Source organism: Burkholderia ubonensis, from assembly GCF_902833085.1.
GTDB lineage: Bacteria > Pseudomonadota > Gammaproteobacteria > Burkholderiales > Burkholderiaceae > Burkholderia > Burkholderia ubonensis.
Map to the genome: position 1 here is coordinate 75,714 of NZ_CADFEB010000010.1, position 26,933 is coordinate 102,646.

Annotated in this window: 26 protein-coding genes; 11 read left to right on the top strand and 15 right to left on the bottom strand. The window is 64.3% G+C overall.

Annotated features, from left to right (window positions below; genetic code table 11):
- Positions 1-130: 130 nt before the first annotated feature.
- Complete coding sequence (locus HWX31_RS26620; RefSeq protein ID WP_174961855.1) at positions 131-1,036, top strand: LysR family transcriptional regulator; 906 nt, start codon at positions 131-133, stop codon at positions 1,034-1,036.
- 19 nt (positions 1,037-1,055) lie between these two features.
- Here HWX31_RS26620 and HWX31_RS26625 read toward each other — a convergent pair whose 3' ends face one another.
- Positions 1,056-2,699, bottom strand: a complete 1,644-nt coding sequence (locus HWX31_RS26625) for an L-lactate permease (protein WP_174961853.1) — start codon at positions 2,697-2,699, stop codon at positions 1,056-1,058.
- Between the two features lie 410 nt (positions 2,700-3,109).
- Between HWX31_RS26625 and HWX31_RS26630 the strand changes: the two genes are divergently transcribed.
- On the top strand, positions 3,110-3,430 hold the full coding sequence (locus HWX31_RS26630; RefSeq protein WP_174961852.1) for a DUF4148 domain-containing protein: 321 nt from the start codon (positions 3,110-3,112) through the stop codon (positions 3,428-3,430).
- A 178-nt stretch (positions 3,431-3,608) separates the two neighbouring features.
- Here the strand turns inward: HWX31_RS26630 and gshA are convergent, their stop codons facing one another.
- The 3 genes from gshA to ada form a co-directional block, all read right to left on the bottom strand.
- A complete protein-coding gene (gene gshA / locus HWX31_RS26635; protein WP_244143855.1) occupies positions 3,609-5,222 on the bottom strand; it encodes a glutamate--cysteine ligase in 1,614 nt (537 codons plus the stop codon).
- Between the two features lie 299 nt (positions 5,223-5,521).
- Positions 5,522-6,463, bottom strand: coding sequence for a DNA-3-methyladenine glycosylase family protein (locus HWX31_RS26640; protein ID WP_174961850.1), 942 nt, complete (start codon positions 6,461-6,463; stop codon positions 5,522-5,524).
- Between the two features lie 23 nt (positions 6,464-6,486).
- Positions 6,487-7,581 carry a bifunctional DNA-binding transcriptional regulator/O6-methylguanine-DNA methyltransferase Ada gene (gene ada / locus HWX31_RS26645; protein WP_174961848.1) on the bottom strand — a complete coding sequence of 365 codons (1,095 nt, stop codon included), beginning with the start codon at positions 7,579-7,581 and terminating at the stop codon, positions 6,487-6,489.
- 415 nt (positions 7,582-7,996) lie between these two features.
- Here ada and HWX31_RS26650 point away from each other — a divergent pair, with 415 nt between their 5' ends.
- A complete protein-coding gene (locus HWX31_RS26650) occupies positions 7,997-8,410 on the top strand; it encodes a VOC family protein (protein ID WP_059527078.1) in 414 nt (137 codons plus the stop codon).
- 18 nt (positions 8,411-8,428) lie between these two features.
- Here HWX31_RS26650 and HWX31_RS26655 read toward each other — a convergent pair whose 3' ends face one another.
- The 3 genes from HWX31_RS26655 to speG form a co-directional block, all read right to left on the bottom strand.
- Positions 8,429-8,983, bottom strand: coding sequence for a YaeQ family protein (locus HWX31_RS26655; protein WP_059477199.1), 555 nt, complete (start codon positions 8,981-8,983; stop codon positions 8,429-8,431).
- 166 nt (positions 8,984-9,149) lie between these two features.
- Positions 9,150-9,497: a surface attachment protein Sap1 gene (gene sap1, locus HWX31_RS26660; protein ID WP_029226295.1), complete on the bottom strand. Its 348-nt coding sequence runs from the start codon at positions 9,495-9,497 to the stop codon at positions 9,150-9,152.
- A gap of 431 nt (positions 9,498-9,928) precedes the next feature.
- The gene (gene speG / locus HWX31_RS26665) at positions 9,929-10,471 is read right to left on the bottom strand and encodes a spermidine N1-acetyltransferase (protein ID WP_174961846.1); all 543 of its coding nucleotides are present in this window, start codon (positions 10,469-10,471) and stop codon (positions 9,929-9,931) included.
- 46 nt (positions 10,472-10,517) lie between these two features.
- Between speG and HWX31_RS26670 the strand changes: the two genes are divergently transcribed.
- From HWX31_RS26670 to HWX31_RS26685, 4 genes are all read left to right on the top strand, one after another.
- A complete protein-coding gene (locus tag HWX31_RS26670; RefSeq protein WP_155122897.1) occupies positions 10,518-10,754 on the top strand; it encodes a hypothetical protein in 237 nt (78 codons plus the stop codon).
- Between the two features lie 102 nt (positions 10,755-10,856).
- Positions 10,857-11,105: a DUF2795 domain-containing protein gene (locus HWX31_RS26675; protein WP_059612022.1), complete on the top strand. Its 249-nt coding sequence runs from the start codon at positions 10,857-10,859 to the stop codon at positions 11,103-11,105.
- An 85-nt stretch (positions 11,106-11,190) separates the two neighbouring features.
- Positions 11,191-12,546, top strand: coding sequence for a sensor domain-containing diguanylate cyclase (locus tag HWX31_RS26680; protein WP_174961844.1), 1,356 nt, complete (start codon positions 11,191-11,193; stop codon positions 12,544-12,546).
- Between the two features lie 136 nt (positions 12,547-12,682).
- Positions 12,683-12,820: a hypothetical protein gene (locus HWX31_RS26685; protein WP_174961748.1), complete on the top strand. Its 138-nt coding sequence runs from the start codon at positions 12,683-12,685 to the stop codon at positions 12,818-12,820.
- Positions 12,821-12,874: 54 nt separating this feature from the next.
- On the opposite strand, the gene mnmE is transcribed toward HWX31_RS26685, so the two are convergent.
- Positions 12,875-14,269, bottom strand: a complete 1,395-nt coding sequence (mnmE, locus tag HWX31_RS26690) for a tRNA uridine-5-carboxymethylaminomethyl(34) synthesis GTPase MnmE (protein WP_042586625.1) — start codon at positions 14,267-14,269, stop codon at positions 12,875-12,877.
- Between the two features lie 337 nt (positions 14,270-14,606).
- On the opposite strand from mnmE, the gene HWX31_RS26695 reads away from it, so the two are divergent.
- Complete coding sequence (locus HWX31_RS26695; RefSeq protein ID WP_059612026.1) at positions 14,607-15,029, top strand: transcriptional regulator; 423 nt, start codon at positions 14,607-14,609, stop codon at positions 15,027-15,029.
- Positions 15,030-15,143: 114 nt separating this feature from the next.
- Here HWX31_RS26695 and yidC read toward each other — a convergent pair whose 3' ends face one another.
- From yidC to rpmH, 4 genes are all read right to left on the bottom strand, one after another.
- Positions 15,144-16,817, bottom strand: coding sequence for a membrane protein insertase YidC (yidC, locus tag HWX31_RS26700; protein ID WP_174961842.1), 1,674 nt, complete (start codon positions 16,815-16,817; stop codon positions 15,144-15,146).
- Positions 16,818-16,825: 8 nt separating this feature from the next.
- The gene (gene yidD, locus HWX31_RS26705; protein WP_059749715.1) at positions 16,826-17,092 is read right to left on the bottom strand and encodes a membrane protein insertion efficiency factor YidD; all 267 of its coding nucleotides are present in this window, start codon (positions 17,090-17,092) and stop codon (positions 16,826-16,828) included.
- Between the two features lie 75 nt (positions 17,093-17,167).
- The gene (rnpA, locus tag HWX31_RS26710; RefSeq protein ID WP_033355859.1) at positions 17,168-17,629 is read right to left on the bottom strand and encodes a ribonuclease P protein component; all 462 of its coding nucleotides are present in this window, start codon (positions 17,627-17,629) and stop codon (positions 17,168-17,170) included.
- A gap of 15 nt (positions 17,630-17,644) precedes the next feature.
- Complete coding sequence (rpmH, locus tag HWX31_RS26715; RefSeq protein WP_004198824.1) at positions 17,645-17,779, bottom strand: 50S ribosomal protein L34; 135 nt, start codon at positions 17,777-17,779, stop codon at positions 17,645-17,647.
- 418 nt (positions 17,780-18,197) lie between these two features.
- Here rpmH and dnaA point away from each other — a divergent pair, with 418 nt between their 5' ends.
- The 3 genes from dnaA to gyrB all read left to right on the top strand — a co-directional run bounded on the left by dnaA (position 18,198) and on the right by gyrB (position 23,706).
- Positions 18,198-19,769: a chromosomal replication initiator protein DnaA gene (gene dnaA, locus HWX31_RS26720; protein ID WP_174961840.1), complete on the top strand. Its 1,572-nt coding sequence runs from the start codon at positions 18,198-18,200 to the stop codon at positions 19,767-19,769.
- 163 nt (positions 19,770-19,932) lie between these two features.
- Complete coding sequence (dnaN, locus tag HWX31_RS26725; RefSeq protein ID WP_174961838.1) at positions 19,933-21,039, top strand: DNA polymerase III subunit beta; 1,107 nt, start codon at positions 19,933-19,935, stop codon at positions 21,037-21,039.
- Positions 21,040-21,231: 192 nt separating this feature from the next.
- Positions 21,232-23,706 (top strand): DNA topoisomerase (ATP-hydrolyzing) subunit B, encoded by a 2,475-nt coding sequence (gene gyrB / locus HWX31_RS26730; protein ID WP_174961836.1) that lies wholly within the window; start codon positions 21,232-21,234, stop codon positions 23,704-23,706.
- Between the two features lie 446 nt (positions 23,707-24,152).
- Here gyrB and HWX31_RS26735 read toward each other — a convergent pair whose 3' ends face one another.
- The 3 genes from HWX31_RS26735 to HWX31_RS26745 are packed head-to-tail and all read right to left on the bottom strand — an operon-like array spanning position 24,153 to position 26,906.
- Positions 24,153-25,334 carry an ATP-binding protein gene (locus HWX31_RS26735; protein ID WP_174961834.1) on the bottom strand — a complete coding sequence of 394 codons (1,182 nt, stop codon included), beginning with the start codon at positions 25,332-25,334 and terminating at the stop codon, positions 24,153-24,155.
- On the bottom strand, positions 25,331-25,864 hold the full coding sequence (locus HWX31_RS26740) for a phospholipase D family protein (protein WP_174961832.1): 534 nt from the start codon (positions 25,862-25,864) through the stop codon (positions 25,331-25,333). Before HWX31_RS26740 ends, HWX31_RS26735 begins: the two co-directional genes overlap by 4 nt.
- Entirely contained in the window at positions 25,857-26,906 is a 1,050-nt protein-coding gene (locus HWX31_RS26745; protein WP_174961830.1) for a hypothetical protein, read from the bottom strand. Before HWX31_RS26745 ends, HWX31_RS26740 begins: the two co-directional genes overlap by 8 nt.
- Positions 26,907-26,933: the final 27 nt, after the last annotated feature.

Below are 26,933 nucleotides of genomic sequence, written 5' to 3' on the forward strand. Positions count from 1 at the left end.
TGACCGGTTCCCGCAGGTTTCTTGCGGTCATCCCCAGCTTTTTTTCGAAGCGGCGGGCGATGCGGGTTTCATGGGGCCGACACATGCTTGCGTTAGCCTGACGCGCGATGAAAGGGGGAGAGGCCGATCCGTGTTCGATCAGCTGAAGGCATTCCACGCGACCGTCCGGCAGGGCAGCATTACGCGCGCGGCGCGGCATCTCGGCGTCAGCCAGCCGACCATTGCCGCGCAGATCCGGCAGGTCGAGCAGGTGTACGGCGTCGAGCTGTTCCACCGCAGCGGCCGGCGGCTCGAAGTCACCGAGACCGGCATCGGGCTGCTGCCGCTGGTCGAGCAGATGATCGCGCTCGAAGCGCAGGCCGACATCATGCTGCGCAACGTCGGCGGCCTGTTCGAAGGCCATCTGCGGATCGGCGCGACGGGGCCGTACTACATCATGGAAGCGGTCGGACGTTTTTCGAAAGCGCATCCGTCGATCGCGCTCACGTGCCGGATCGGCAACTCGGAAGAAATGCTGCAGGCGCTGCACGAGTTCCGCATCGATCTGGCCGTCTCGTCGCAACGCAACGACGCGGACGGCCTCGAGCGGCAGGTGATTTCCACCGACCCGCTGGTGCTCGTCGTGCATCGCAGCCATCCGCTCGCGCGCTTCGACGCGATCGACGCCGCGCGGCTCGCCAACGTGCGGCTGCTGATCCGCGAACAGGGCTCGGTCACGCGCAGCTGCACCGAGACGATCCTCGCGGCGGCCGGCGTCGCGCCAACGTCGGTCGCGGAGATCGGCAGCCGCGAAGCGATCCGCGAGGCGATCCTGCACGGCGTGGGCGGCAGCCTGTTTCCGCGCGGCGAGGCCGAACGCCACCCCGACCTGCGGATCATCACGCTGCGCGGCGTCGACACGACGATCGACGAATACGTGTACTACCTGAAGGCGCGCCGCCACAGCCCCGCGATCGACGCGTTCCTCGCGTGCATCGTGCCGAAGCGCGCCGAGGCTGCCGCCGAACCGGCCGCGCGTCGCGCGACCGCACGCTGAGCGCGGGCGGGCCGCGCACTCACTTCGGCAGCGTCGGGATCATCCACGTCAGCACGTGCTGCTGCAGGAACACGAGCACGCCGAGCAGCAGCGTGAGGATCACGCTGTGCCAGAACGTGCGCGCGAACACGACACCCTCCTGCCCCTTCAGGTCCGTCGTCGACACGCCGGTCGCGATGTTCTGCGGCGAGATCATCTTGCCCATCACCCCGCCCGACGAGTTGGTCGCGGCCATCAGCACCGGGTCGAGGCCAAGCTGCCGCGCGGCGACCACCTGCAGGTTGCCGAACAGCGCGTTGCCCGACGTGTCGCTGCCGGACAGGAACACCGCGATCCAGCCGAGCGACGCGGACACGAGCGGGAACAGCGCGCCCGTCGACGCGACGCCGGTGCCGAGCGTGTAGCTGATGCCCGAGTAGTTCAGCAGGTAGCCGAGGCCGACGATCATCATCACGGTGACGATCGCGATGCGGGTCTGCCGCCACGTCTTCGCGACGCAGCCGAGGACATCGCCGGCGCCGGTGCGCGTCCACACCGCCGTGACGAGCGCCGCGAGCAGGATCGCGGTGCCGGTGCCGAGCGGCTGGAAGTCCCAGACCGCCGCATACGGCTTCTGGTACAGCGTGACGTACACGGCGTTGTGCAGGCCCGGCCACTGGATCTTCACGTCGCCGATCGCCGCGATGTTCGCGCGCACCCAGACGATCACGATCACCGACACGACGAGCCACGGCAGCCAGCCGCCGTAGCCGACGCGCCCGCCCGCGGCGCCTTCCGCGCGCGTGCTGCGCGCGATCGCGAATTGCGGATCGGCCAGCGGCTTCCACATTTTCAGGAAGCCGATCGTCACGATCAGCGACGTGAGCGACGACAGGACATCGGTGAGCTGATAGCCGAGGAAGTTCGACGTGACGAACTGCGCGAGCGCGAAGCTGCCGCCCGACACGAGCAACGCGGGCCACAGCCGCGCGATCGAGCGCGCGCCGCCGTACACGCCGACCACATAGAACGGCAGCAGCAGTGCGAAGAACGGCAACTGGCGGCCGACCATCGCACCGAGCGTCGCGGCCGGCAGCGATGTGACCGCGCCGAGCACGGTGATCGGCACGCCGAGCGCGCCGAACGCGACCGGCGCGGTGTTGAACAGCAGCGTGTAGGTGAGCGCCTCGATCGCCGGGAAGCCGAGCGCGATCAGGAGCGCGCTCGTGATTGCGACCGGCGTGCCGAACCCGGAGATTCCTTCGAGCAGGCAGCCGAACGAGAACGCGACGACGAGCAGCACGAGCCGGCGGTCGTCGGGCAGGTGGTCGAGCATCCACTGGCGAAACTGGTCGAAGCGGCCCGACTTCACCGCGATGTTGTACAGCAGCAAGGCGTTGAAGACGATCCACATCACGGGAATCAGCGCGAGCGCCATGCCCGCGGCAACCGCATCGAACGCGAGGCCGACGGGCATGCCCCATGCGCCGATCGCGACCGCCAGGCCGGCGATCAGCCCCGCGAGCGACGCCTGCCACGCGGGGCGGCGCAGCACGCCGAGCGCGATCAGCGCGACCGCGATCGGGATCACCGCGACGAGGAACGACAGCAACAGCGAGTGGCCGACGGGCATGAGCGGCTGGGCGAAGACCGCGCCGGCGGGTAGGGAGGATGAGGGGGTCATCTTGTCTCCAGTCGACCGGAGCTGGCGCTTCAGCGCTTGCTCCGGTCCCATGCCTCGCGGTCGACCCGCGTTGGCGCTTCAGCGCTGCGGCCGCCATAACCCGGAAGTCGCATCGGGTATCCCGTCGCTTGCCCGCGCAACGACATCGCCGCGGCCAGTCGATCGGTCACTCAAAAAGGTTAGGCGGCACGCGCCGCTTGTACAAGGAGGGGCAGCCCGATATGACGAATCCGGGCGACAGGGCAACCGGCGCCCCTTCCCGCCCCCCGCACCGCCGCAATCTTGCACTGCCAACAAAGGTGCCTATCCGCGAGCGGGGTGTTTCCCCGGGTATCCGAAGCCTAGACTGCACGCATCGATTCACGCCGCGGCGATTCAGCGCGCGACGCTCGACCAACCCGGAGTGCAACATGAAGAAGACGATGATACGTGCGGCTTGTATCGGCATCCTGATGATGGGTGCCGCTGCCGCGGCCCAGGCGCAGGCCTCCTCCCAACCGCTGACGCGAGCCCAGGTTCGACAGGAACTGGCCGAATACCAGGCGGCGGGTTACCGCCCCGCCATCGTCAGCAGCCCCGACTATCCGCAGAACGTTCAGGCGATCACGCAGCGCGTCGCGCAAGCGCGCGCGGACGCTGCCAGCTACGGCGGCAACGGCCATGCAACGGTCGAATCCGGCAAGCGCGACGCAGCGCCGGCCGTCGATCCGTCGACCTATTCACACCACTGAAGCGAACGCGCGATGAACCGCGTGGATGAGGCGCCGGGCACACCGACGCCGGAACGCAACGGCGTCGCCGGCTCGCACCGGCTGCCCTGTACGCGCCGCCGCGCACATGCCGGATTCCGCCGGCGTGATCGCGCGCAGGCGATCCGCACGCCGATGCGCGCGGCTGCGTGCGCGATCGTCAGACGCTGAAGCGGTTCAGCGTATACGCGCGATAGGCCGCGACGAAAGCGTCGAACGAACCGGCTTCCTTCGCTTCCAGTTCAGCCTGCTCGGCCAGCGAGCGCTCGGCGAGCGCCGCCGCGGCGCGCGCGTCGGCCTCCGGAAGCGGCCGCGCGCGGAAATGCGCGGCATGCGCGTCGCTTTGCGCGCGCGCGAACGCGAGGAACGACTGCCCGTTGTCGCGCATCGTGCGCAGCACGCGCGCGGACGGCGTGCGCTCCGGATCGGCGAGCTTCTCGCGCTGCGCGGCGATCGCGCGCGCGTGCTCGTCGCCGCCGCGAATCTCGTCGAGGCGCCGGCCGACGGCTTCGACTTTCGCCATCAGCTCGTCCGCCCACGCTTGCAGCGCAACCGGGCTGCCGTCGCGCGACAGCGCAAGGCCCGGCTTGCGGCCCTCCATCGTCACGGCGCCGAAGTTCGCGTTCGCTTCCCGGTACGCGTCGCCGTCGAGCGGCGGGCTCGCGTCGAGCGCGCACGCCAGCAGATACGCGTCGATGAAGCGCGCGGTGTCGAGCGCGATGCCGGTCGGCGCGAACGGATCGATGTCGAGACAGCGCACTTCGATGTACTGCACGCCGCGCGACGCGAGCGCATGCAGCGGACGCTCGCCCGAATACGTGACGCGCTTCGGCCGGATCGTCGAATAGAACTCGTTCTCGATCTGCAGCACGTTCGTGTTGATCTGGATCCACTCGCCGTCGCGATGCGTGCCGATCGCCTCATACGGCGGATACGGCTCGCTCACGGCCTTCGACAGCGCGTCCAGATAGCCCGCCAGCGTGTTGTAGTCCGCCTGCAGCGCCGCCTGCGCGGTCGTGTTCGAGTAGCCGAGGTCGCTCATCCGCAGGCTCGTCGCGTACGGACGGTACAGCGTGTCGGCGTCGAACGTGTCGAGCGTGTGCGGGCGGTCGCGCAGGAACCGCCGGTCGAGCGCCGGCGATGCGCCGAACAGGTACATCAGCAGCCAGCTCGTGCGGCGGAAGTTGCGGATCAGCGCGAGATAGCGCTCGGACTGGTAGTCGACGAGCGTCGCGGTCGAGCCTTCCTCCGCGTGCAGGCGCCGCCACACTTCCTCGTGCAGCGAATAGTTGTAGTGGATGCCGGCGATGCACTGCATCGTGCGGCCGTAGCGATACGCGAGGCCGAGCCGGTACACCATCTTCAGGCGTCCGATGTTCGACGTGCCGTAGTCGGCGATCGGAATCTGGTCGTCGGCGGGCAGCAGGCCCGGCATCGACTCGTTCCACAGCATTTCGTCGCCGATCGACGCGTAGACGTAGCGATGCAGCTCGTCGAGGCGTTCGAGCGTGAGCGCTGCGTCGGGTTCCGCCGGCGTGATCAGTTCGAGCAGCGCTTCGGAGTAGTCCGTCGTCAGCGACGGATGCGTGAGCGCCGAACCGAGCGCGCGCGAATGCGGCGTGAACGCGATCATCCCGTCGCGCGTCACGCGCAGGCTTTCCTTTTCGATGCCGCGCAGGCCGTCGGGCAGATGCTGCCGCGTCGGGCCGGAACTCAGCACGTCGAGGCGATCCAGCAGCAATTCGGTCTGGCGGATGGTCATGGTGTTCGACATTGATGCGCAAGTGCGGGCACGGCCGCGCGCGGAACGCTCGCGCGCGGCCGGCAGGATTGTTGGTCGCTTTCGTTGGTAGCGGGCACTTTAACATCTCGCCGGAACACGCGCTTGGGGTGGCCTCGCGCCTGGGCGGGCGCGTCGGAGCGCGCGGAAATGATCGTGCGGGGAGGCGGCTTTCAGCGGTCGGCGAGCGCGCGCGGGGGCGTCGCGCAAACGCCGTCGCGCACGGCGGCGGGCATTCGTCTGCCGGATGACCGGATGCGCCGGCCGGCAGCTTGCCCGCTTCGTGCGTTGCGCTATCCGCCGCGCGCCGCGCCCGCGCGGTCGGCCACCTCGTTCCACAGATGGAGCGCCGCATACGCGCGCCACGGACGCCAGCCGTCCGTGCGGCGCTTCTGGCTCGCGAGCCGGTCGAGCGACGGATCGCGCGCGGTGATCGACTGCATCAGCACGAGATCGGACGCGGGCCACGCATCCGGGTCGCGCCATGCGCGCATCGCAATGTATTCGACCGTCCATGGGCCGATGCCGGGCAGGTCGAGCCACGCGTGGCGCAGCGTCGCGAGGTCGGCCTGCGCGGGATCGAGCGGCACGTCGCCCGCCGCGACCGCGCGCGCCATGCCGGTGAGCGCCGCCGCCCGCTTGCCGGGCATGCCGATCTTCGCGAGATCGCACGCGGCGAGCGCGTCCGGCGCCGGAAAGCGCCACGCGGGCGCACCGTCCGATGCGTGCACGCCGTCGTCGTGCACGACGCGCTCACCGGCGCGCTCGACGAGCCGGCCGACGATCGTCGTCGCCGCCTTCACGCTGACCTGCTGGCCGACGATCGCGCGCACCGCGAGCTCGAAGCCCGACCACGCGCCCGGCACCCGCAGCCCGGGCGCGGCCGCGACGAGCGGCGCGAACCACGGATCGCGCGCCAGCTCCGTGCCGATCGCAGCCGGATCGGCGCGCAGGTCGAACATCGACGCGATGCGCGCGGCGAACGCGTCGTCGACGTGGCGCGCCGCCGCGCCCTCGACCGTCGCGACGAGGCAATGCCGGCGCGGATGCCGCTCGACGGTAAGCCGGCCGGGCGCGCCCTTCAGGTCGACGATCCGGCGGTACACGCCGCCCGCGACCTGCTCGACGCCCGGAATCGCGCGCCCGCTGAAGAAGCGCAGCACGCGCGCCCAGTCGTAGGGCGCCTTGAAGCGCAGCTCGAGTTGCACGGCCGACGGCACGCCGTCGCCGTTCATGGTTGCGCTGGGGGTTGCGACCTTCAAGCTGCGCTGCCCTCCGTGACGGCGACGTCGGCCGAATCGTCGTGCGCATGGCGCGCCTCGGCCGCGAGCAGCGTCGCCTTGCGGCGCACGCCCCAGCGATAGCCGGCCAGTGCGCCGCCCTTCTGCACGACGCGATGGCACGGAATCGCGAGCGCGACCGGATTCGACGCGCACGCGGACGCCACGGCCCGCACCGCGCGCGGCGCGCCGAGCGCCTCGGCGATCTCCGAGTAGCTGCGGGTCTCGCCGTACGGAATGTTCGTCAATGCCTCCCACACGCGCTGCTGGAACGCGGTCGGCGCGATGTCGAGCGGCAGCTCGAAGGTGCGGCGCGTGCCGTCCAGGTACGCACCGATCTGCGCGATGAACGGCGCGAGCCGCGCGGGCGACTCGACCAGCTCGGCGCGCGCGAACGCGTCCTTCAGCGCGGTGACGAGTGTCGCGGGATCGTCGCCGAACGCGATCCGGCAGATGCCCTGCGCAGTCGCAGCGACCAGCACCGTGCCGAGCGACGTCGGCGCGCTCGCGTAGTCGATCCGCAGCCCCGCACCCTGGCGACGGAACGCCGACGGCGCCATCCCCAGCTCGCGCGGCACCGACGCATACAGCCGCGACGGCGAATTGAAGCCCGCGTCGACGGCCGCCTGCGTGACCGGCCGGCCGCTCTGCAGCGCCTGCCGCAACGCGGCGCCGCGCTGCGCGGCCTGATACTGCCGCGGCGACACGCCGACCACGCGCTTGAACAGCCGCTGCAGGTGGAACGGGCTCACGTGGACCGCATCGCTCAGTTGCGCAAGCGTGAGCCGCTCGGGATGCGCGTCGAGCACCGCGCACGCGCGATTGACGATCTCGAGCTCGCGCGGCAGCCCCTCGGGCTGGCAGCGTTTGCAGGGACGGAACCCGGCCGCGCGCGCGGCGGCCGGATCGTCGAAGAAGGCGACGTGGTCGCGCCGCGGCAACCGCGACGCGCAGGTCGGGCGGCAGAACACGCCGGTGGTGCGCACCGCGTAGAAGAATGCGCCGTCCGCCTGCGGATCGCGGGCGGTCACGGCATTCCAGCGGGCGTCGTCGGTTGGATAGGCGGATTTCATCGGAACCTCGCACTCTCAGTGTAGACGGTGCCTACTCTAGTCAGCCGCACGCACCGTCGCGCCCCGAATCTTGCTCTGTGATTCGCGCCGACCGCCGACAAACGGGGGACGCATCGAAAAAACGGGTATGAACGGTCAACTTTCGGGCGCATTAGTCACCGTTCCGTCACATTCATGTTGCAGTGCGGGTGCGGCAAAACGCCGTCCTGACGTTTTTTTACACAAACAATATTGCGTCGCACCATCACCGTGTGTATAGTTGGACCTGTCTCCTCCATGTCTCCTCCTGATATGGATTAAGCCCGTTCCTCGTGAGCGGGCTTTTTTTCGTCTGCCGATTTTGCCGCGTTCGCGCAGGCGCTCCCGACTCCTTGGTCTACACTCGTTGAACCTCGCTTGCCAAGGAGCGTTCACCATGAAACCGATCCTCCGCGGGATCGATCACGTCGTGCTTCGCGTGACCGACATGGCCGCGATGACGCGCTTCTACTGCGACGCCGTCGGCTGCCGTGTGGAAAGGGAACAGCCGGAACTCGGCCTCGTGCAACTGCGCGCCGGCGACGCGCTGATCGACCTGCTCGCCGTCGGCGGGACGCTCGACCGGCCCGACAGCGGGCCGCCCGGCGCCGGGCGCAACCTCGATCACCTGTGCCTGCGCGTCGAGCCGTTCGACCCGCAGGCGCTCGCCGCGCATTTCGCCGCGCACGGCGCGCCGCCGGGCGCGCCCGAGGAACGCTACGGCGCCGACGGCTACGGCCCGTCGATCTACCTGTTCGATCCGGAAGGCAACATGCTGGAGCTCAAGGGGCCGCCGGCCGCGATCGCGTGAGCGCGGCCGGCGCGCGCGTCACGCGTCGGCGCGCGCCTTGAGAACCGTCCACTCGACGGCCACCGGATCGTGATCCGCGCTCGAGATCCACGCGGCGCCGTCCTGCACCGTGCACTGCAGGCGCATGGTCCGCTCGGCGAGCCGCCCGAGCGCCGCTGCGACGCCCTCGTCGAGCGACAGCACCTGCACGTTGCGCAGCCGCTCCACCTTGCTGCGCACGCCCTGCCACCAGATATCCGAGGTCTTGCCGCCGTACGCGATCACCGTCACCTGCGCGGCGCGGCCCGCCGCCTTCGAGATGCGCCGCTCGTCGGGCTGGCCGACCTCGATCCAGGCGTCGATCGCGCCCGTCAGGTCCTTCTGCCACAGATCGGGCTCGTCGGTATCCGACAGCCCCTTGCAGAACTCGAGCCGCTCGTGCGCGAACAGCCCGAACGCGGCGATCCGCACCATCATCCGCTCGTCGGTTTCAGACGGATGGCGCGCGACCGTCAGCGTGTGGTCGCCATAGTAGTGCCGATCCATGTCGGCGATTTGCAGTTCGGCTTTGTAGATCGTGGATTTGAGCGCCATGCGGGTAGTGCCCGGGCGGGCAACGGTTCAGGTCGGGCCGTGATGATACCGAAAGCCCGGCGTCCGCTGCATGACACGCACAGCAGAACGGCCCGGCGGGCGGCCGGGCCGTATCGGTTCGCGCCGCCGGCTTGCGCCGGCGCGCATGCGTCCGTTGATCGGCGCGTTATTGCTTGATGAAGCGCGAATCGGCCCAGAGACCTTGCTGGTCGCTGTTGTCGGCGCTGACGAACTGCACGTCGCCGTTGTCCACCGACACCACGCGGAAACGCTGGCCTTCCGGCACCGACAGGCAGCGGAAGTCGTCGAAGTATTGCTGCTTCGCCTGCGAGTGGCCGCCGCGCTCGTGATCCAGTACGGAATCCAGATTATCTTTCGACAGGCAGCCCCACGCGTTCTTCGTCAACTGGATCTCCTGCCGCGGCTTCACGGCGGCATCGCCGCCGGCCTGGGCAATCGACACCACGGCAAATGCACCGACAAGCGCAACAAACACACCGGTTCGTTTCATCATGTTCAGTCTCCCATGCGCGCTGGCAACAGGCTGGGTTAGCTATGTGTTTAAAGGTGAGCGCGAAGCAACGTTTTTCACTTTAGGAGACCGGCAACCGATGGCAAGCATATTTGTTGTGCGACCGCAATAGCGGCGAATTGTCGCAGTTCGCACGCCGCAGCTTTCGGCGGCCCGTCTGCGGTGCGGCAAGGAATCCGTGCACGGCACACTGGCTCACGACGTCGGCCGCAATGCCTTGTCCGACAAGGCTTTCAACGAATCGTCACGACGCCGGCTGAACGGTTTGGATAATTCATTTCGATATCCGGACGATTTTGATGCATCGCACATAAAGTCATCCGGAACATCAGCGGTTTTACCGCATTGCGCCACGTTATTAAGCGCAAACAAGAAAAATGCCAGGCATCGAATACTCGGCATTTACCCGTATATCAGGCCGCGCGCTGCCGCTCGAAATAATCGCTCTGAAACTGGCACATCCGGTAAGCGTTGTGATATGCGCCGTTGCCGAAGAATTCCTCGATCAATTCCGCTTCACGCCGGAACCCGCATTTTTCATAAACGTGAATGGCCGCCGCATTGGACGTATCCACGATCAGGTACAGCTTGCGCAGGTTCAGCACCTTGAACGCGTACTCGACCGCGAGACGCGTCGCGTGGCCCGCATGGCCGCGGCCCCGGCAGTACGGCGCGATGATGATCTGGAATTCGCCGCGGCGGTGGATGTAGTCGAGCTCGATCAGCTCGACGAGCCCGACCAGTTCGCCTTGCGGGTCGACCGCGACGAAGCGGCGCTCGCGCTGGTCGTGCACGTGGCGGTCATACAGTTGCGACAGCTCCGCGAAGGTTTCATACGGCTCCTCGAACCAGTAGCGCATGATCTTCGCGTCGTTGTTCAGTTCGTGCACGAAGCGCAGGTCCTGACGCTCGAGCGGCCTCAGCGCGAGCGTGTGAGTTTCGTTTTGCAGTTGCATCGTAAGGGTCCTTGTCCCGATTGCTCCCGGTGCACACGGTAAGAAAATGAACGTGGGCGAAGTTGAGAGCCTAGAATGGATCAAGGGTTCCTGCCACCGCGAGGAGGCTATCGTGATCGAGCAAGTGATACTCGGTGTCTTTCTGGTGCTGCCGCTCGTGATCGTGGCTGTGCTGTTTTCCGATGAACTCTGGCAGGAACACCGGCGTCAGCATCCGCGCGACGAGAACGCTCCGCATATCGACTGGAAGCATCCGTGGCGCCGCGTGCGGCGCGGGCATTGAGGGTCCCGCGTCGGCCGGACTCGGGATACCCCGCGTCGGCGGGGTGCGCTTGCGTCCATTGCCGACGCGCTGGCCGTTTCGATTCCATTGCGAGGCGCTGACGTGAACGACACCCCTTCCCCCCGCAAGCCGGATATCCCGCACGAGACGATCGACCTGCAGATCGCCGACGTGCTCGCCGGCGTCGCCTACCCCGCGAACAAGGATGCGATCGTCGACGCCGCGCGCGTTGCGGGCGCAAGCAACGAAGTGCTGTCGATGCTCGACGGGCTGCCCGAGCAGGACTACGCGGACATCGACGCCGTCACGCGCTGGGTCGCCGGCAACTACGGACCGGGGCTGGGGGTTTGAGCGCGCGCAAATAACGCGCTAGGATCAGGCCGCACCGGTCGCGCGGCGGCCGGGCGGCTGCGCGCACGAACGCCTCGGAGACCTCATGGAAGGCATCCTGATCCAGCACACCACGCGACGGCAACTCTGGTTCGCGGCACTGTCGGCATGCGTCATCCTGCTCACGCTCGGCATCGCCGCGCCGCATGCGGACGTCGCGCTGCCCGCGGTCGAGCCGTTCATGCCGATGTGCGCGCTCACCGTGTTCACCACCGCCGGCATCGCGGCGTTCTTTCTCGGCGCGCAATTCGCCGTCACGCGCCAGCCGGTGCTCGGGGCGCTTGGCGGCGCCTATGCATTCACCGCACTCGCCGTCGCGCTGCAGTTGCTGACGTTTCCCGGCGTATTCGCGCCGCAAGGCCTGCTTGGCGCACTGCCGCAAAGCGCCGCGTGGATGTGGATCTTCTGGCACGCGGGCTTTCCGTCCTTCGTATTGCTGGCGCTGCTCGCGCGCGAGCGCATGGCGCGCAAGGCGATCAGCGCGCAGCGCATGCGCGGGTGGACGATCGCGCTGATCGGCGGGCCGGCGGCCACGGCCGCGCTGCTGTGCATGCTCGCGCTGAAAGTGCCGCTGCCGCCCGCGTTCCGTCCGCCCGGCGACGCCGCCGTGTTGCCGGTCAACGCGGTCGCGCTCGTCGTCTGGACGCTCAACGCGCTCGCGCTCGCCGCCGTGCTGCTCACCGGCCGGCTGCGCACGACGCTCGACCTGTGGCTCGCGATCGCCGTGCTCGCGTGCCTCACCGACACCACGCTGAACCTGCTGAGCGCGAACCGCTTCACGGTCGGCTGGTACGTCGCGCGCGTGTTCAGCATGTTCACGCCCGGCGTGCTCGTCTGCGTGCTCGCGTGGGAAGTGACGATGCTGTATCAGCGCCTGTTCGAAGCGCACGCGACGCTGATGCGCTCGTCCGCGCGCGACGGGCTGACGGGCGTCTACAACCGCAGCCACTTCAACGATCATTTCCACCTGCTGTTCCTGCAGGCGCGTCGGCAAGGCGAGCCGCTGTCGCTGCTGATGGTCGACGTCGATCACTTCAAGGCGTACAACGACGCGTTCGGCCACGTGAAGGGCGACGCGTGCCTGATCGCGGTCGCGAATGCGCTGACGGGCGTCGTGCGCCGGCCCGCGGATCTCGTCGCGCGCTACGGCGGCGAGGAGTTCGCGATCGTGCTGCCGAACACCGGCGCGCGCGGCGCGCGGCTCGTCGCGGAAGAAGCGCGCGAGGCGGTGCTGCGGCTCAATCTGCCGACGCGCGGGCCGGCCGGGCGCGTGTCGGTCAGCGTCGGCTGCGCGACGGCGTCGCCCGACGAACCGACGATGCCGGACGCGCTGATCGAAGCCGCCGACGCCGCGCTGTATCGTGCGAAGGATGCCGGGCGCAACCGGATCATGACGGTTTAAAGCGCTTTTTTCATCGGGCGTTTTGACCGGAATAATCCGCCGTTACGCAATGCACGGTTGGGAAACGATTCCTTACAGCCGCTGCCAGGGGCGCTCGATATGCTGGGCTCATCTTGAACCTGAGCAGGTGAGCGCCATGAAAACCCTGTTGTTGATTGTCGGCGTCGCCGCGTTGTTGAGCGGCTGTGTCGTTGCGCCGTATGACGGTTACTACGGTGGCGGGTATTACGGCGGCGGGTATTACCATCACCATCATCACCGGGATTGGGATTGAGGGTTGTGAAGGCGGACGCAGGCGGTGACTGCCGCCGTGCGTCTCGGCGCCTTGTCATTTCCCGATGCAGAACCTGCTGAAAATCACCCCCAGCAAGTCATCCGAAGTAAATTCCCCGGTAATCGAATTGAGCTGCTCCTGCGCGAGCCGCAGCTCCTCCGCGAACAGGTCGAGCGACTGCGCGCGCTGCTCCGCGTGATCGGCCGCCTGCGCGAGATGTTCCTGCGCGGCACGCAGCGCGATCAGGTGCCGCTCGCGCGCCAGGTACACCCCCTCGGCCCCCGCCTGCCACCCCGCGATCCGCAGCAGCTCGCCGCGCAGCAGGTCGATCCCGTCACCGCGCTTCGCCGACAGATGCACCTCGGTGAGATCCCCTTGCGCCGCCGGATGCGCAACCGACGCCGGCACGCCGGTCAGATCCGTCTTGTTCAGCACACGCACGACCGGCACGCCCGCCGGGAACCGTGCGGCGATCGCCTCGTCATCGGCCGTCATCCCGCCGCGTGAATCGAGCAGATGCAGCACGACGTCCGCGCGCTCGATCTCGCTCCACGTGCGCGCGATGCCGATCCGCTCGACCTCGTCCTCGGTCTCGCGCAGCCCCGCCGTGTCGATGATGTGCAGCGGAATCCCCTCGACCTGGATCGTCTGCGCAACCTTGTCGCGCGTCGTGCCGGCGATCGGCGTGACGATCGCGAGCTCGGCGCCCGCCAGCGCGTTCAGCAGCGACGACTTGCCGACGTTCGGCTGCCCCGCGAGCACCACCGACAGCCCTTCGCGCAGCAGCGCGCCCTGCCGCGCATCGCCGAGCACGTGCGCGAGCTGCTCGCGAATGCGCGCGAGCTTGCCGCGCGCGTCCGCCGCCTCGAGAAAATCGATTTCCTCTTCCGGGAAATCCAGCGTCGCCTCGACCAGCATCCGCAGCGTGATCACGTCGTCGACGAGCGTATGGATCTGCCGCGAGAACGCGCCGTCGAGCGAGCGGCCGGCCGAGCGCGCAGCCGCCTCGGTGCTCGCCTCGATCAGGTCGGCGACCGCCTCGGCCTGCGCGAGATCGAGCTTGTCGTTCAGGAACGCGCGCCGCGTGAATTCGCCCGGCTCCGCGAGCCGCAGCCCGAAGCCGCGGCCGGCGTCGAGGCAGCGCTGCAGCAGCAGCTGCATCACGATCGGCCCGCCGTGCCCCTGCAGTTCGAGCACGTGCTCGCCCGTGTACGAATGCGGCGCCGGGAAATAAAGCGCGATGCCGCGGTCGAGCGGCGCGCCGTGCTCGTCGAGGAACGGCACGTAGCTCGCGTGGCGCGGCGCGAGCCGCTGCCCGCACAACGCGTCGATCAGCGGCAGCGCCGCCGCCTCGCCGCCTCGCCCGAACGACACGCGGACGACGCCGATCCCGCCGCGGCCGGCAGCGGTGGCAATGGCGACGATCGGATCGGAATCGGTAGCAAGCATGGCAATCGGAAATCAGCGGTGGAACGGCCAACCCGCGCGGAACGACGCACGGGCATCGGGACGCCGGCATTGTAGCGTGACGACATGCGCGTCACCCGCGCCCGCCCCAACCACAATTAGAACTCGAACTAATTTATCCCGTCAGAGATAAGATAAATACTAATCGAACAGTGCGAACCGACATCGGTTTCGGATAAGCCCGCCTAATCAGGGCGACTCGCGCGCCGTCCGCCTGGCATGACATTCATCTGATAATAGCTTGAGACTCATCCGAAAAAGATATGTTTATCCTGATTGGTTGTCTGAAAGCCGTTAGTCGAAATGCACAATCTCTTCCATGCCGACATCCGAAGAGAAAAAGGCGTTCTCCATACGCCTGAAATTCGCCTTGCAGCGCAACCCGCACAAGATCGTGGGCGCGACGGAGCTTGCCAATCAGTTCAATCTTCGACATCACGGCGAGCATCCGGTGTCGCCGCAGACGGCGCACAAATGGCTGACGGGGCGCACGATCCCGACGCAGGACAAGCTGCGCACGCTCGCGGAGTGGCTTCGCGTCGATCTTCACTGGCTGCATTACGGCCCGCCGCCGAACGGTGCGGCGCATTCGACGCCGCAACCGCTGCCGCGCGACGAGCGCTACCCGCCGACGCCCGAGACGATCGAGCTCGCGTCGAAGATCGAGGCGCTGTCGCCCCACCATCGCTACCTGGTTCAGGAACTGATCGAGCAGTTCTACGGCGACGCGACGAAACGCTGAGCGCAGCACCAGTAAAAAAGCCGCAGGGCCCGAAGGCCATGCGGCTTTTTTTGCATCGTCGCGACGACCGGGGCCGCGGGGCGGACAGCTTCCGCCCGCGGCGCCGGCCGATCGTCAGGCGGGTTTCTTCTTGACCCCGCCCAGCTTGCGCGTGATGTAGTACTGCTGCGCGATCGACAGCACGTTGTTCACGACGTAGTACAGCACGAGGCCCGCCGGGAAGAAGAAGAACATCACCGAGAACGCGATCGGCATGAACATCATCATCTTCGCCTGGACCGGGTCCGGCGGCGTCGGGTTCAGCTTGGTCTGCACGAACATCGACACGGCCATCAGCACCGGCAGGATGAAGAACGGATCGCGCTGCGACAGGTCGTGAATCCACAGAATCCACGGCGCGCCGCGCATTTCGACCGATGCGAGCAGCACCCAGTACAGCGAGATGAACACCGGGATCTGGATCACGACCGGCAGGCAGCCGCCGAACGGATTGACCTTCTCGGTCTTGTACAGCTCCATCAGCGCCGCGTTCATCTTCTGCGGGTCGCTCTTGAAGCGCTCGCGCAGCGCCTGCATGCGCGGCGTGATTTCCTTCATCCGCGCCATCGACTTGTAGCTCGCGGCCGACAGCGGGAAGAACACCGCCTTGATCAGGAGCGTCAGCAGCACGATCGCCCAGCCCCAGTTGCCGACGAAGCTGTGGATCTTCTCGAGCAGCCAGAACAGCGGCTTCGCGATGATCGTCACCCAGCCGTAGTCCTTCACGAGCTCGAGGCCCGGCGCGATGCCTTCCAGCATGCGCTCTTCCTCCGGGCCCGCGAACAGGCGCGCCGACACGTCGGCCGACTGGCCCGGCGCGATCGCGCCGACCGGCTGCTTCACGCCGACGCGGTACAGCGTCGGATCGAACTTCTCCGCGTAGATGTCGCGCTTCACGCCCTGCTTCGGAATCCAGGCCGACGCGAAGTAGTGCTGGACCATCGCGACCCAGCCGTTGTCGGCGGAGTTAACGTAGTCGGCCTTGTTCTTGTCGAGGTCGCTGAAGTTGATCTTCTGGAAGTGCTTCGCATCCGTGTAGACCGCCGGGCCAAGGAACGTATGCGAGAACATCGGCGTTTCGACCGCCGTGTTGTCGCGCACGAGTTCCATGTAGACCGTCGGCGACACCGGCGCGGTGCCGACGTTGTCGATCTTCGTATCGACGTCGATCACGTAGCTGCCGCGCGTGAACGTGTACGTCTTCACGACCTTCACGCCGCCCTTCACCGGCGATTCGAACGACAGCTTCAGCGCGTTCTGGTCGCCCGACAGCGTCGTCGGGCCCGCGTTGACCTGCGAGTAGACGTCGGTGTGGTTCGGGAAGTCGCCGCCGAGCAGGCCTGTGCGCGCGAGGTACGTGTGGCCGGCCGTGTGGTCGAACAGCGTGATGTAGAGGTCCGGCTGCTTGCCGTCGCCCTGCTTCTTCAGCGTCAGCTTCGCGAGCGTGCCGCCGCGCGTGTCGATCTCGCCGTCATACACGTCGGTCGAGAACTTCACGAGCTGCGCCTGCGCGGCAGGCGCCGTCGTCGCGGGCGCGGCGCCGGCTGCCGCGGCCGGCACGCCGCCGGCCGTCGTCGTGCTTGCGCCGGTCGCGCCGGGGCCGGAAGCGCCGCCTGCGGCTGCGGGAGCCGTCTGCGTGGCGCCCGGGAAGAACATCGACGGGCGTCCATGGGACCGCTGCCAGTTGTCATAGAGCATGACCGCTGACATGAAGAAGATCACCCATAGGACGGTGCGTTTGATATCCATGCGTTGTCTCAGAGTCGATGGGACCGCGCGTCGGCCTGGCCGGTAGCGCGTGTGTCGGAGTTGGGCGGCGGAACGAGGTCGATGCCGCCCGCGGAAAACGGATGGCATCGGCACACGCGCCTGGCGGCGAGATATGCGCCGCGCGCGGCGCCATGATACTGGATTGCCTCGCGCGCGTAATCCGAACAGGAAGGATAAAAACGGCAACGGTTGCCGAGCAGCGGACTCACGGCAACCTTGTAGAAGCGCAGCAAGGCGATCAATACCGTTTGCATACCCAACGCGGCGCCGTTCAGCGCCGCTTCAAAGCCGGCCGCGCAGGCGCGAACGCCGCACGGCTAACGGGTGCGTCACTCGGACGCGGGCTTCGACGCGCGGCGAGCGATCTCCCGGGCCGCCCTGTCGAGCAGCTCGCGGATCTCGGCCGCGCACATCGCCGCGAGCGGGGCGGAAGCCGCGCTCGGCAGCGCCTTCTTGTCGAAGCGCGTGTGCTGCCGCAGCAGCAGGTCGTAACCGGCGAACTCGGCCCGGCGCAGGCGAAACGCATCGCGCGCGAGCCGCTTCACGAGGTTGCGCGTCACTGCGCGCGGCGCATACTTCTTGCCGACCACGAGCCCCAGACGCGCGGGCTGGCCGGTCGGCTTGCCGTAAATCACGAAGTGCGCGGAGCGCCGCCACGGGCGCAAACGAAAAACGGATGAAAATTCATCCGTTTTCAGAAGTCGCGCAGCTTTGGGGAAGGCGGCTTTCGTCTGCAACGGATTCGCACCCGGCTCGACGGCCCCTTCCGCATCACTGCGGACGGCGGTCACAGCGCGCAACCCGCGTTAGATCGCGAGGCGCTTGCGGCCCTTCGCGCGGCGTGCGTTGATGACCTTGCGGCCACCTGCCGTCTTCATGCGGACACGGAAACCATGGGTGCGCTTGCGGCGCGTCACGGACGGTTGGTAAGTACGTTTCATGATGCTCTCTCTTGGTTGAGAATGTCGGAATTCAGGGACCGCGCACCCTTACCAACAGGCCTTCGGGCGAACGCAATCGCCGGAAATACAGGATTGGTTTTCGCGGAACCCGCTATTTAAACCGTTTTTCTCTTGACGGTCAATACTTTAGAAGCTATCCAGGCGCGCCGGGGCCCTGTGATCCGGCCCCGCGACCCACAGCACGCCCCTGTGGATAACTCGCGCTGTGGCCGCGTTTGCGGGTAGAATCTCGCCTTATCTCCAAGAATCCCGCACGCCGCCTCGGCCCAAGCCTGCCTCTCCACCGCTGTGACGCAGGTGTCCGACGCATGCTCGCACGACCGCTTCGGGCCTTGTTGCGCATTCGCGACAAGGGCGCCGGCGAGCCGCTGTGCACGCAAAAAACGACAGTTACTTGATGAACGATTTCTGGCAACACTGTTCCGCACTGCTGGAGCGCGAGCTGACGCCCCAGCAGTACGTGACGTGGATCAAACCCTTGGCCCCGGTGGCCTTCGATGCGGCGGCGAACACGCTGTCCATCGCCGCGCCGAACCGCTTCAAGCTGGACTGGGTCAAGAGCCAGTTTTCGGGGCGGATCTCCGATCTGGCCCGCGATTTCTGGAATGCGCCGATCGAAGTCCTGTTCGTCCTCGATCCGAAGGCCGGCATGCGCAGCGCGGCGCCCAGCGCCGCACCAGCCGCGCCGCGCGCACCGCTGGCGCCGGCCAGTGGCCCGGCTGCGACGGTAGCCGCAATTGCCGCGAACCTCGCCGCGGCGGCAACTGCCGCCCCCGCGCCGGTTGACGCGCCGATGAGCGCCCAGGCTGCCGCGCACCTGAGCGCCGACGACGCCGACATCGACCTGCCGAGCCTGCCCGCGCATGAAGCGGCCGCCGGCCGCCGCACCTGGCGCCCCGGCAACGGCGCCGCGCCGGCCGCCGCCGGCGAGACCGATTCGATGTACGAGCGTTCGAAGCTGAACCCGGTGCTCACGTTCGACAACTTCGTGACCGGTAAGGCGAACCAGCTCGCGCGCGCCGCCGCGATCCAGGTCGCGGACAACCCCGGCATCTCGTACAACCCGCTGTTCCTGTACGGCGGCGTCGGCCTCGGCAAGACCCACCTGATCCACGCGATCGGCAACCAGCTCCTGCTCGACAAGCCGGGCGCGCGGATCCGCTACATCCACGCCGAACAGTACGTTTCCGACGTCGTGAAGGCGTACCAGCGCAAGGCGTTCGACGATTTCAAGCGCTACTATCATTCGCTCGACCTGCTGCTGATCGACGATATTCAGTTCTTCTCCGGCAAGTCGCGCACGCAGGAAGAATTCTTCTACGCGTTCGAGGCGCTGGTCGCGAACAAGGCGCAGGTGATCATCACCAGCGACACGTACCCGAAGGAGATTTCGGGGATCGACGACCGCCTGATCTCGCGCTTCGATTCGGGCCTCACCGTCGCGATCGAGCCGCCCGAGCTGGAAATGCGCGTCGCGATCCTGATGCGCAAGGCCCAGTCGGAAGGCGTGAACTTGTCGGAGGACGTCGCGTTCTTCGTCGCGAAGCACCTGCGCTCGAACGTGCGCGAGCTCGAAGGCGCGCTGCGCAAGATCCTCGCGTATTCGAAGTTCCACGGCCGCGAGATCTCGATCGAGCTGACCAAGGAAGCGCTGAAGGACCTGCTGACCGTGCAGAACCGGCAGATCTCGGTCGAGAACATCCAGAAGACCGTCGCCGACTTCTACAACATCAAGGTCGCCGACATGTATTCGAAGAAGCGTCCGGCGAACATCGCGCGGCCGCGGCAGATCGCGATGTACCTCGCGAAGGAGCTGACGCAGAAGAGCCTGCCCGAAATCGGCGAGCTGTTCGGCGGGCGCGATCACACCACCGTGCTGCACGCGGTGCGCAAGATCGCCGACGAGCGCAGCAAGGATGCCCAGCTCAACCACGAGCTGCACGTGCTCGAACAGACGCTGAAGGGCTGACCGGCACGCGGGTTGAGAATTCGGTGTCCGCCCCAATTTAAGGGGGGCGGTTCGGTTTTGAGGCACAATATAGGTTTGACCGCTCCGGCGGCGAAGGGCCAAGAGCCCGGCCGGCGGGGCGTTGCGAGGCTGCTGCAGGCCGTTATCTCAACGAAGGAACTCTATGCAACTGGTCAAGACCGAACGAGACACCCTCCTCAGGCCGCTGCAAACGGTCAGCGGCATCGTCGAACGCCGCCATACGTTGCCGATCCTCGCCAATCTGCTGATCACCAAGAACGGCGCGGACGTTTCGTTCCTGTCGACCGACCTGGAGCTGCAAATCACCACGCGCGCCGATTTCGGCGTCGGCAACGACCAGGTTGCGACCACCGTTGCCGCCCGCAAGCTGCTCGACATCCTGCGCGCGATGCCTGACGGCCAGGTCACGCTGTCGCTCGCCGACAAGCGCCTGACCGTCCAGTCGGGCAAGAGCCGCTTCGCACTGCAGACGCTCGCGGCCGACGAGTTCCCGACCGTCGCGCAGGCGAAGGATTTCGGCGCGAGCCTCTCCGTCCCGCAGAAGTCGTTCCGCCAGCTGCTCGGCATGGTGCACTTCGCGATGGCCCAGCAGGACATCCGCTACTACCTGAACGGCATGCTGCTCGTCGTCGACGGCGACCAGCTGATGGCCGTTGCGACCGACGGCCACCGCCTCGCGTTCTCGTCGATGAAGATCGAGGGCGGCACATTCGGCCGCCAGGAAGTGATCGTGCCCCGCAAGACCATCCTCGAACTGCAGCGCCTGCTCGAGGACATCGACGACACCGTCACGATCGACATCGCGCAGACCCAGGCAAAGTTCACGTTCGGCCAGGTCGAGCTCGTGTCGAAGCTGGTCGAGGGCAAGTTCCCCGACTTCCAGCGCGTGATCCCGAAGGCGCACAAGAACACGTTCGAGATCGGCCGTGAGGAACTGCAGCGTTCGCTGCAGCGTGCGGCGATCCTGACCTCGGACAAGTTCAAGGGCGTGCGCTGCATCATCGCGCCGGGCCAGCTGAAGATCATGTCGACCAACGCCGACCAGGAAGAGGCGCAGGAAGAGCTGGAAATCGCCTACCAGGGCGACACCGTCGACATCGGCTTCAACGTCACCTATCTCCTCGACGTGCTCGCGAACCTGAAGGTCGACACCGTGCAGGTGAGCCTCGGCGACGCCAGCTCGAGCGCCCTGATCACGGTGCCCGAGAACGAAGAGTTCAAGTATGTCGTGATGCCGATGCGCATCTGACGCGCGCGACATCACGACACACACCAGGGGGCGGCAAGCCCCTTTGGCGTTTTTATGGCGAATCTAAAACCCCTCCTTTCGGCGCCGGGCCGGCGCCCTGGACGGGTCAGGAAAACTGGAGCGGCCCGGCGTTATCCACAAGATGCGCACCGCGCCGCCGCTTGAGTGGCCTCGCAGAACCGGAAGATATCCATGAGTGAACAGCACAATACGCAGCCCGATAACAGCAGCTACGGCGCCTCGTCGATCCAGATCCTCGAGGGTCTGGAGGCGGTGCGCAAGCGCCCCGGGATGTACATCGGCGACACGTCGGACGGCACCGGTCTGCATCACCTCGTGTTCGAGGTGCTCGACAACTCGATCGACGAAGCGCTCGCCGGGTACTGCAACGACATCCACGTGACGATTCATGCGGACAACTCGATTTCCGTGACCGACAACGGCCGCGGGATTCCGACCGACGTGAAGATGAACGACAAGCACGAGCCGAAGCGCAGCGCCGCCGAGATCGTGATGACCGAGCTGCATGCCGGCGGCAAGTTCGACCAGAACAGCTACAAGGTGTCCGGCGGCCTGCACGGCGTGGGCGTGTCGTGCGTGAACGCGCTGTCGAGCTGGCTGCGCCTCACCGTGCGCCGCGACGGCAAGAAGCGTTTCATGGAGTTCCATCGCGGCGTTGCGCAGGACCGCGTGATCGAAACGGTCGACGGCGTGGAAGTGTCGCCGATGCTGGTGACCGGCGACACCGAGAACCGCGGCACCGAAGTGCACTTCATGGCCGATCCGACGATCTTCGGGACCGTCGAGTACCACTACGACATTCTCGCCAAGCGCATGCGCGAGCTTTCGTTCCTGAACAACGGCGTGCGGATTCGCTTGACGGACCTGCGCACGGGCAAGGAAGACGATTTCGCGTTCGCCGGCGGTGTGAAGGGCTTCGTCGAGTTCATCAACAAGACGAAGAGCAACCTGCACCCGACCATCTTCCACGTGAACGGCGAGAAGGATGGCGTGGGCGTCGAAGTCGCGATGCAGTGGAACGACAGCTACAACGAAAACGTGCTGTGCTTCACGAACAACATTCCGCAGCGGGATGGCGGCACGCACCTGACCGGCCTGCGGGCCGCGATGACGCGCGTCATCAACAAGTACATCGCCGACAACGAAATCGCGAAGAAGGCGAAGGTCGAGACGTCCGGTGACGACATGCGCGAAGGGTTGTCGTGCGTGCTGTCCGTGAAGGTGCCGGAGCCGAAGTTCAGCTCGCAGACCAAGGACAAGCTGGTTTCTTCCGAAGTGCGCGCGCCGGTTGAAGAAGTCGTCGCGAAGGCGCTGGAAGAGTTCCTGCTCGAAACGCCGAACGACGCGAAGATCATCTGCGGGAAGATCGTCGAAGCCGCGCGTGCGCGCGATGCCGCGCGCAAGGCGCGGGAGATGACGCGACGCAAGGGCGTGCTCGACGGCGTCGGCCTGCCCGGCAAGCTCGCGGACTGCCAGGAGAAAGACCCGGCGAAGTGCGAAATCTACATCGTCGAGGGCGACTCGGCAGGCGGCTCGGCCAAGCAAGGCCGCGATCGCAAGTTCCAGGCGATCCTGCCGCTGCGCGGCAAGGTGCTGAACGTCGAGAAGGCGCGCTACGACAAGCTGCTGTCGTCCGAGCAGATCGTGACGCTCGTGACCGCGCTCGGCTGCGGGATCGGCAAGGACGATTACAACCTCGACAAGCTCCGGTATCACCGCATCATCATCATGACCGACGCGGACGTCGACGGTGCGCACATCCGGACGCTGCTGCTCACGTTCCTCTATCGGCAGATGCCGGACATGATCGAGCGCGGGTATGTGTATATCGCGCAGCCGCCGCTTTACAAGATCAAGGCGGGCAAGGACGAGCGGTATCTGAAGGACGACTCGGAGCTCAACGCGCATATGCTGCGGCTCGCGCTGCAAGGGTCGGAGCTGGTGCCTGGTGAGAACGCTACGGCGATTTCGGGGGATGCGCTTGGGGAGCTCGCGCGGTCGTATCTGATGTCGCAGAGCGTGATCGAGCGACTCAGCCGACTGTATGACCCGGCCGCGCTTGAAGCCGTCATGGATGGGGTTGTGATCGATCTCTCCAGCGAAGCCTCTACGGAGGCTTCGGCGAAGGCTCTGCATGCGGCGCTGCATGACGAAGCGCTCAAGAATGAAGTGCGGGTCGTGCCTTCGTATGACGCAGTGCGTGAGCTGCGGTCGCTGCGGGTTGAGCGCGCGCATCACGGGAATGTGCGGGTCTCCGTCATCGACGAGGAATTCCAGCATACGGCGGATTATCAGCAGCTCGTGACCACCGCGAATACGTTCAAGGGGCTTATTGGGGAAGGGGCGGTCATCAAGCGGGGGGAACGCAGTATGGCTGTGACCGACTTCAAGAGCGCGATGAAGTGGTTGCTGGCGGATGCCGAGCGGAACGTTTCGAAGCAGCGGTATAAGGGGCTGGGGGAGATGAACCCCGAGCAGCTTTGGGAAACGACGATGGATCCGGCGGTAAGGCGGTTGCTGCGTGTGCAGATCGAAGATGCGATCGCGGCGGATGGGATCTTTACTACCCTCATGGGGGATGAGGTCGAGCCGCGGCGGGCGTTTATCGAGTCTAATGCGTTGAGGGCGGGGAATATTGATGTTTGACGAATGCCAAGCGTAGCCAATAGAGAAAACTGTATCTATGCAAGTAGAGAATTGCTGCCGTAAGAGAACGAACAGATCGGACAAGCAGTGAATATGGAGACGCCCGGCATGTCCGGGCGTCTCGCTGGAATTCACGATGTTGCGGATACGGCTTGCCACATCCTCGGATCCTTGGCGTCAATTTCTCGACGATATCCTCTCGTCATCAACCGCGCCGACCTCGTGATAGATCTTTAATGACGAGAACACGTTAGCGCCCGTCCGTAACAACCCAAGCCAGCCACTTCTTCCTAGCCCACGCTTGACCGCTCGCCATCGGGCTCGTCCATTCCCCAACTGTTCGTTTGCCGCGCCTTGTCGCACATTTTTCAATTACCACTTTTAAGTATAGTAATCCCCCCATTTACCTACCCTCCATTCATTGACGCCTACGATATACTTATTTACTAGGTCTGAAGATCTAGAATTTTATTCGCGAGTTCAGCATCGATTACATTTGGTGGCGTGAGATCATAGCGGCGAATTGCACGCTCGAGAACGGCCCGCAGGACCTTAAAAATATTTCTAGGGGTCATTTCGATGATGCGCTCTAGCGCAGCATCGATTGCCTCCTCTGCGAAGGGATAGTAAGGACTTGGGGGCTCGAACCCGTCCCTTCTAAACCCAATAAGCTGTTCCAGTATGAAATTCTTCGCTTCCTCGGGCTGCATAGTCGGTAATTCGATATATTTTCTAGTCAATCGCTGCAAAATCGCGATTGGCAGAATAGCCTCGATTAAAGCCGCATCCGCACTAAAACCCCAAATCATACAAAAATAATTTGGCAATTGGTTGATCAGTTCACGAAATGATTGAAGCAGTTGAACCGACTCGACAGCTTTCATTTCAACAAGATTCTCTTGTTCGTCAACGAACAAGTAGACTGCCTCATAGGCCGGAGCCACCGAACCTATCTTCGCAGTCATGGTCTTAAATATGCCGGCCAACGTTGAAACCGCGTTGTAATCATTATTGATTCGAGAACTAAGACCGATTTCTGGAAATACCTGATCGTCTCCACGAAGGAAGGACCAAACACGGTCCACTCCTCCGTTCGATGCAGCCATCAAGAGCTTAATATATGGAATAGCACTTTTCGGCGCCATTTCATCAAGCGTCTCATTCATATGACGGTTTTGATCGGCCATCAGCTGAGGCCTTACTTCCGGTGCTACACTATGCAGATAATCGACCTTTGCTTGATTAACCTGCTGCGAAACATGAGCCGCCAAATACTGAAAAAAATTCTTACCAAGTTGATCAATTATAATCTTGTAAATTTCAATAAACTGAACCTTCTGACTGACTCGAACCGTTTGAAGATAAATCGCCTTACCTTTGTAATGGTCTGCCTCATCTTCATTAATTTTTGTGGCAAGATACCGCAAGGCATGCGACTTCCCCGCTCCGTATTCCCCGTGAACAATTACAAATTCACTTGACCCAATATCCGACGCACGAACGCTATCAACAACATCCAGGAGAATCATTTTCTCACGTTCTCGGCCAGCCCACCGGTGCACCGATATATCGCTTACTGTAATCGCAAACGGATCACTATTTAAACCAAATTCTTCAATTGCATTCATTTTACTGCCCTCATTGTGAGTTTCCTGCTCTTCCAGATTTGATATGGGAAGCTCCCATTGGTTGAAAGTCGAGCGATTTCTCGAAGCACCTCACTATGATCATCGGGATGCTCGATCCGAACCATTGTCTCGTCATTTCTCTCAAAACCACCAGATGTAAAATTCGAGCTTCCAATAAAGGCGGCGTAACGCGCAGGCTCCTCAAACTCAAAATAATAGAGTTTAGCATGCAAATTAGTTTCCCGAATTTTAAGAGAAACACCTTCTGCCTCGATGAGCTCTGCCTCCTTACGCGTAATGCAATTGGGTCGCTCCATCCCGTGATTGTCATTTAGCGGAGGGCACGTCACAATCTCCAACTTAGAGGTTCCACGCGAGAGAACAAATTTTGAAAACTGCAACAAAGATTCCCATCCCTTCACCGGAGTTAAGAATGGAGAAACAATTGTCAGAGCAGTTGGCCCTTCCGCAAGGAACGACCGAAAAGACGCAGCAAACTGCCGCGTCGGAAGCACCTTCACATTAGCCATTATTACTTTTCCTTAACTGGTAGTACGCAAGCGTTCCGGATCTACTGGAGAAAAATGCAATCTCCTTTCCGTACGCGCGCACAACCGCCTGTAATAGCGCCTCTTTGTTATAGCGCTTTCCGTCCTTTCTCTCCTGTGCCAAAAGAAAGTAGGTCACTGGAGAGGTCAAGGCTTGGCGCGCGTGAACTAGTCTAATATGATCAAACGCATCTCGAAGAAATTTTCTCGTGGAAGATATCATATTTTCATCAGGCTCACACAACTCAGCTTGCGGGCGCAGAAGATCTAGTGTTGGCGCTTTCTCTCCATATAACACCCCTCCTTCTGGAATTCTCAGAAATTTAAGACATTCGATGGCCGGACTTATCCAATGATTCGCTGCTTGCGATCCTTTCCAACCAGCGTATTCGAGGAATTTTCGACCACCTAAAGTAACTGATTTTGTGTTGGAGTCATAATGCCCAAGCTCAGTCGCCCATGATTTACGTGGCGAAAAATGATGTCGACCGAAATCTGCGCTTGGACGTTCTAAATCAACCAGTCCGAGACGATTTGCCTTTAACCAATGAATCTGAGAAGCCCCCCCTTTTACAAGTCGCATCAGAACAGGTTTACTTGGAAATATGGCTTGCATCCACTCAAATCTTGCTTGGCGAGTCGCAAATATCAAGTCTCTAAAATCAGTGGCCAGATTATCTGACGACTTGCTTGGCTCGCTAGCAAGCAGCCAGAGCGCTCTCAAATAAGCGTCCGCATCGTTTTCTAGAATCAGATGTTCGAGGATAAGTTGTTCTAGTTCTGGATCCACTGCTCGCGCAGCACGGATCGCCACACCGGCATCAGTTAATACGTATTTACTCAAGTGTGGCACGCTCGCTCCTGGCAGCTTGGAGATGATTCCAAGTTCAGATGCGAAGTTAAGAACGTCTACTGCGTATTTCTCAGTTAGCGGCTCTCCGGATGGGCCGACCGCGGTGAGACGCTTTGTAAGCTCGAACTGGTAGGCGCTTGCGTCGTCAAACAGCGTAACGATGCCTGCCATGCGACGAACACTGAAGGCTCCAGCTGT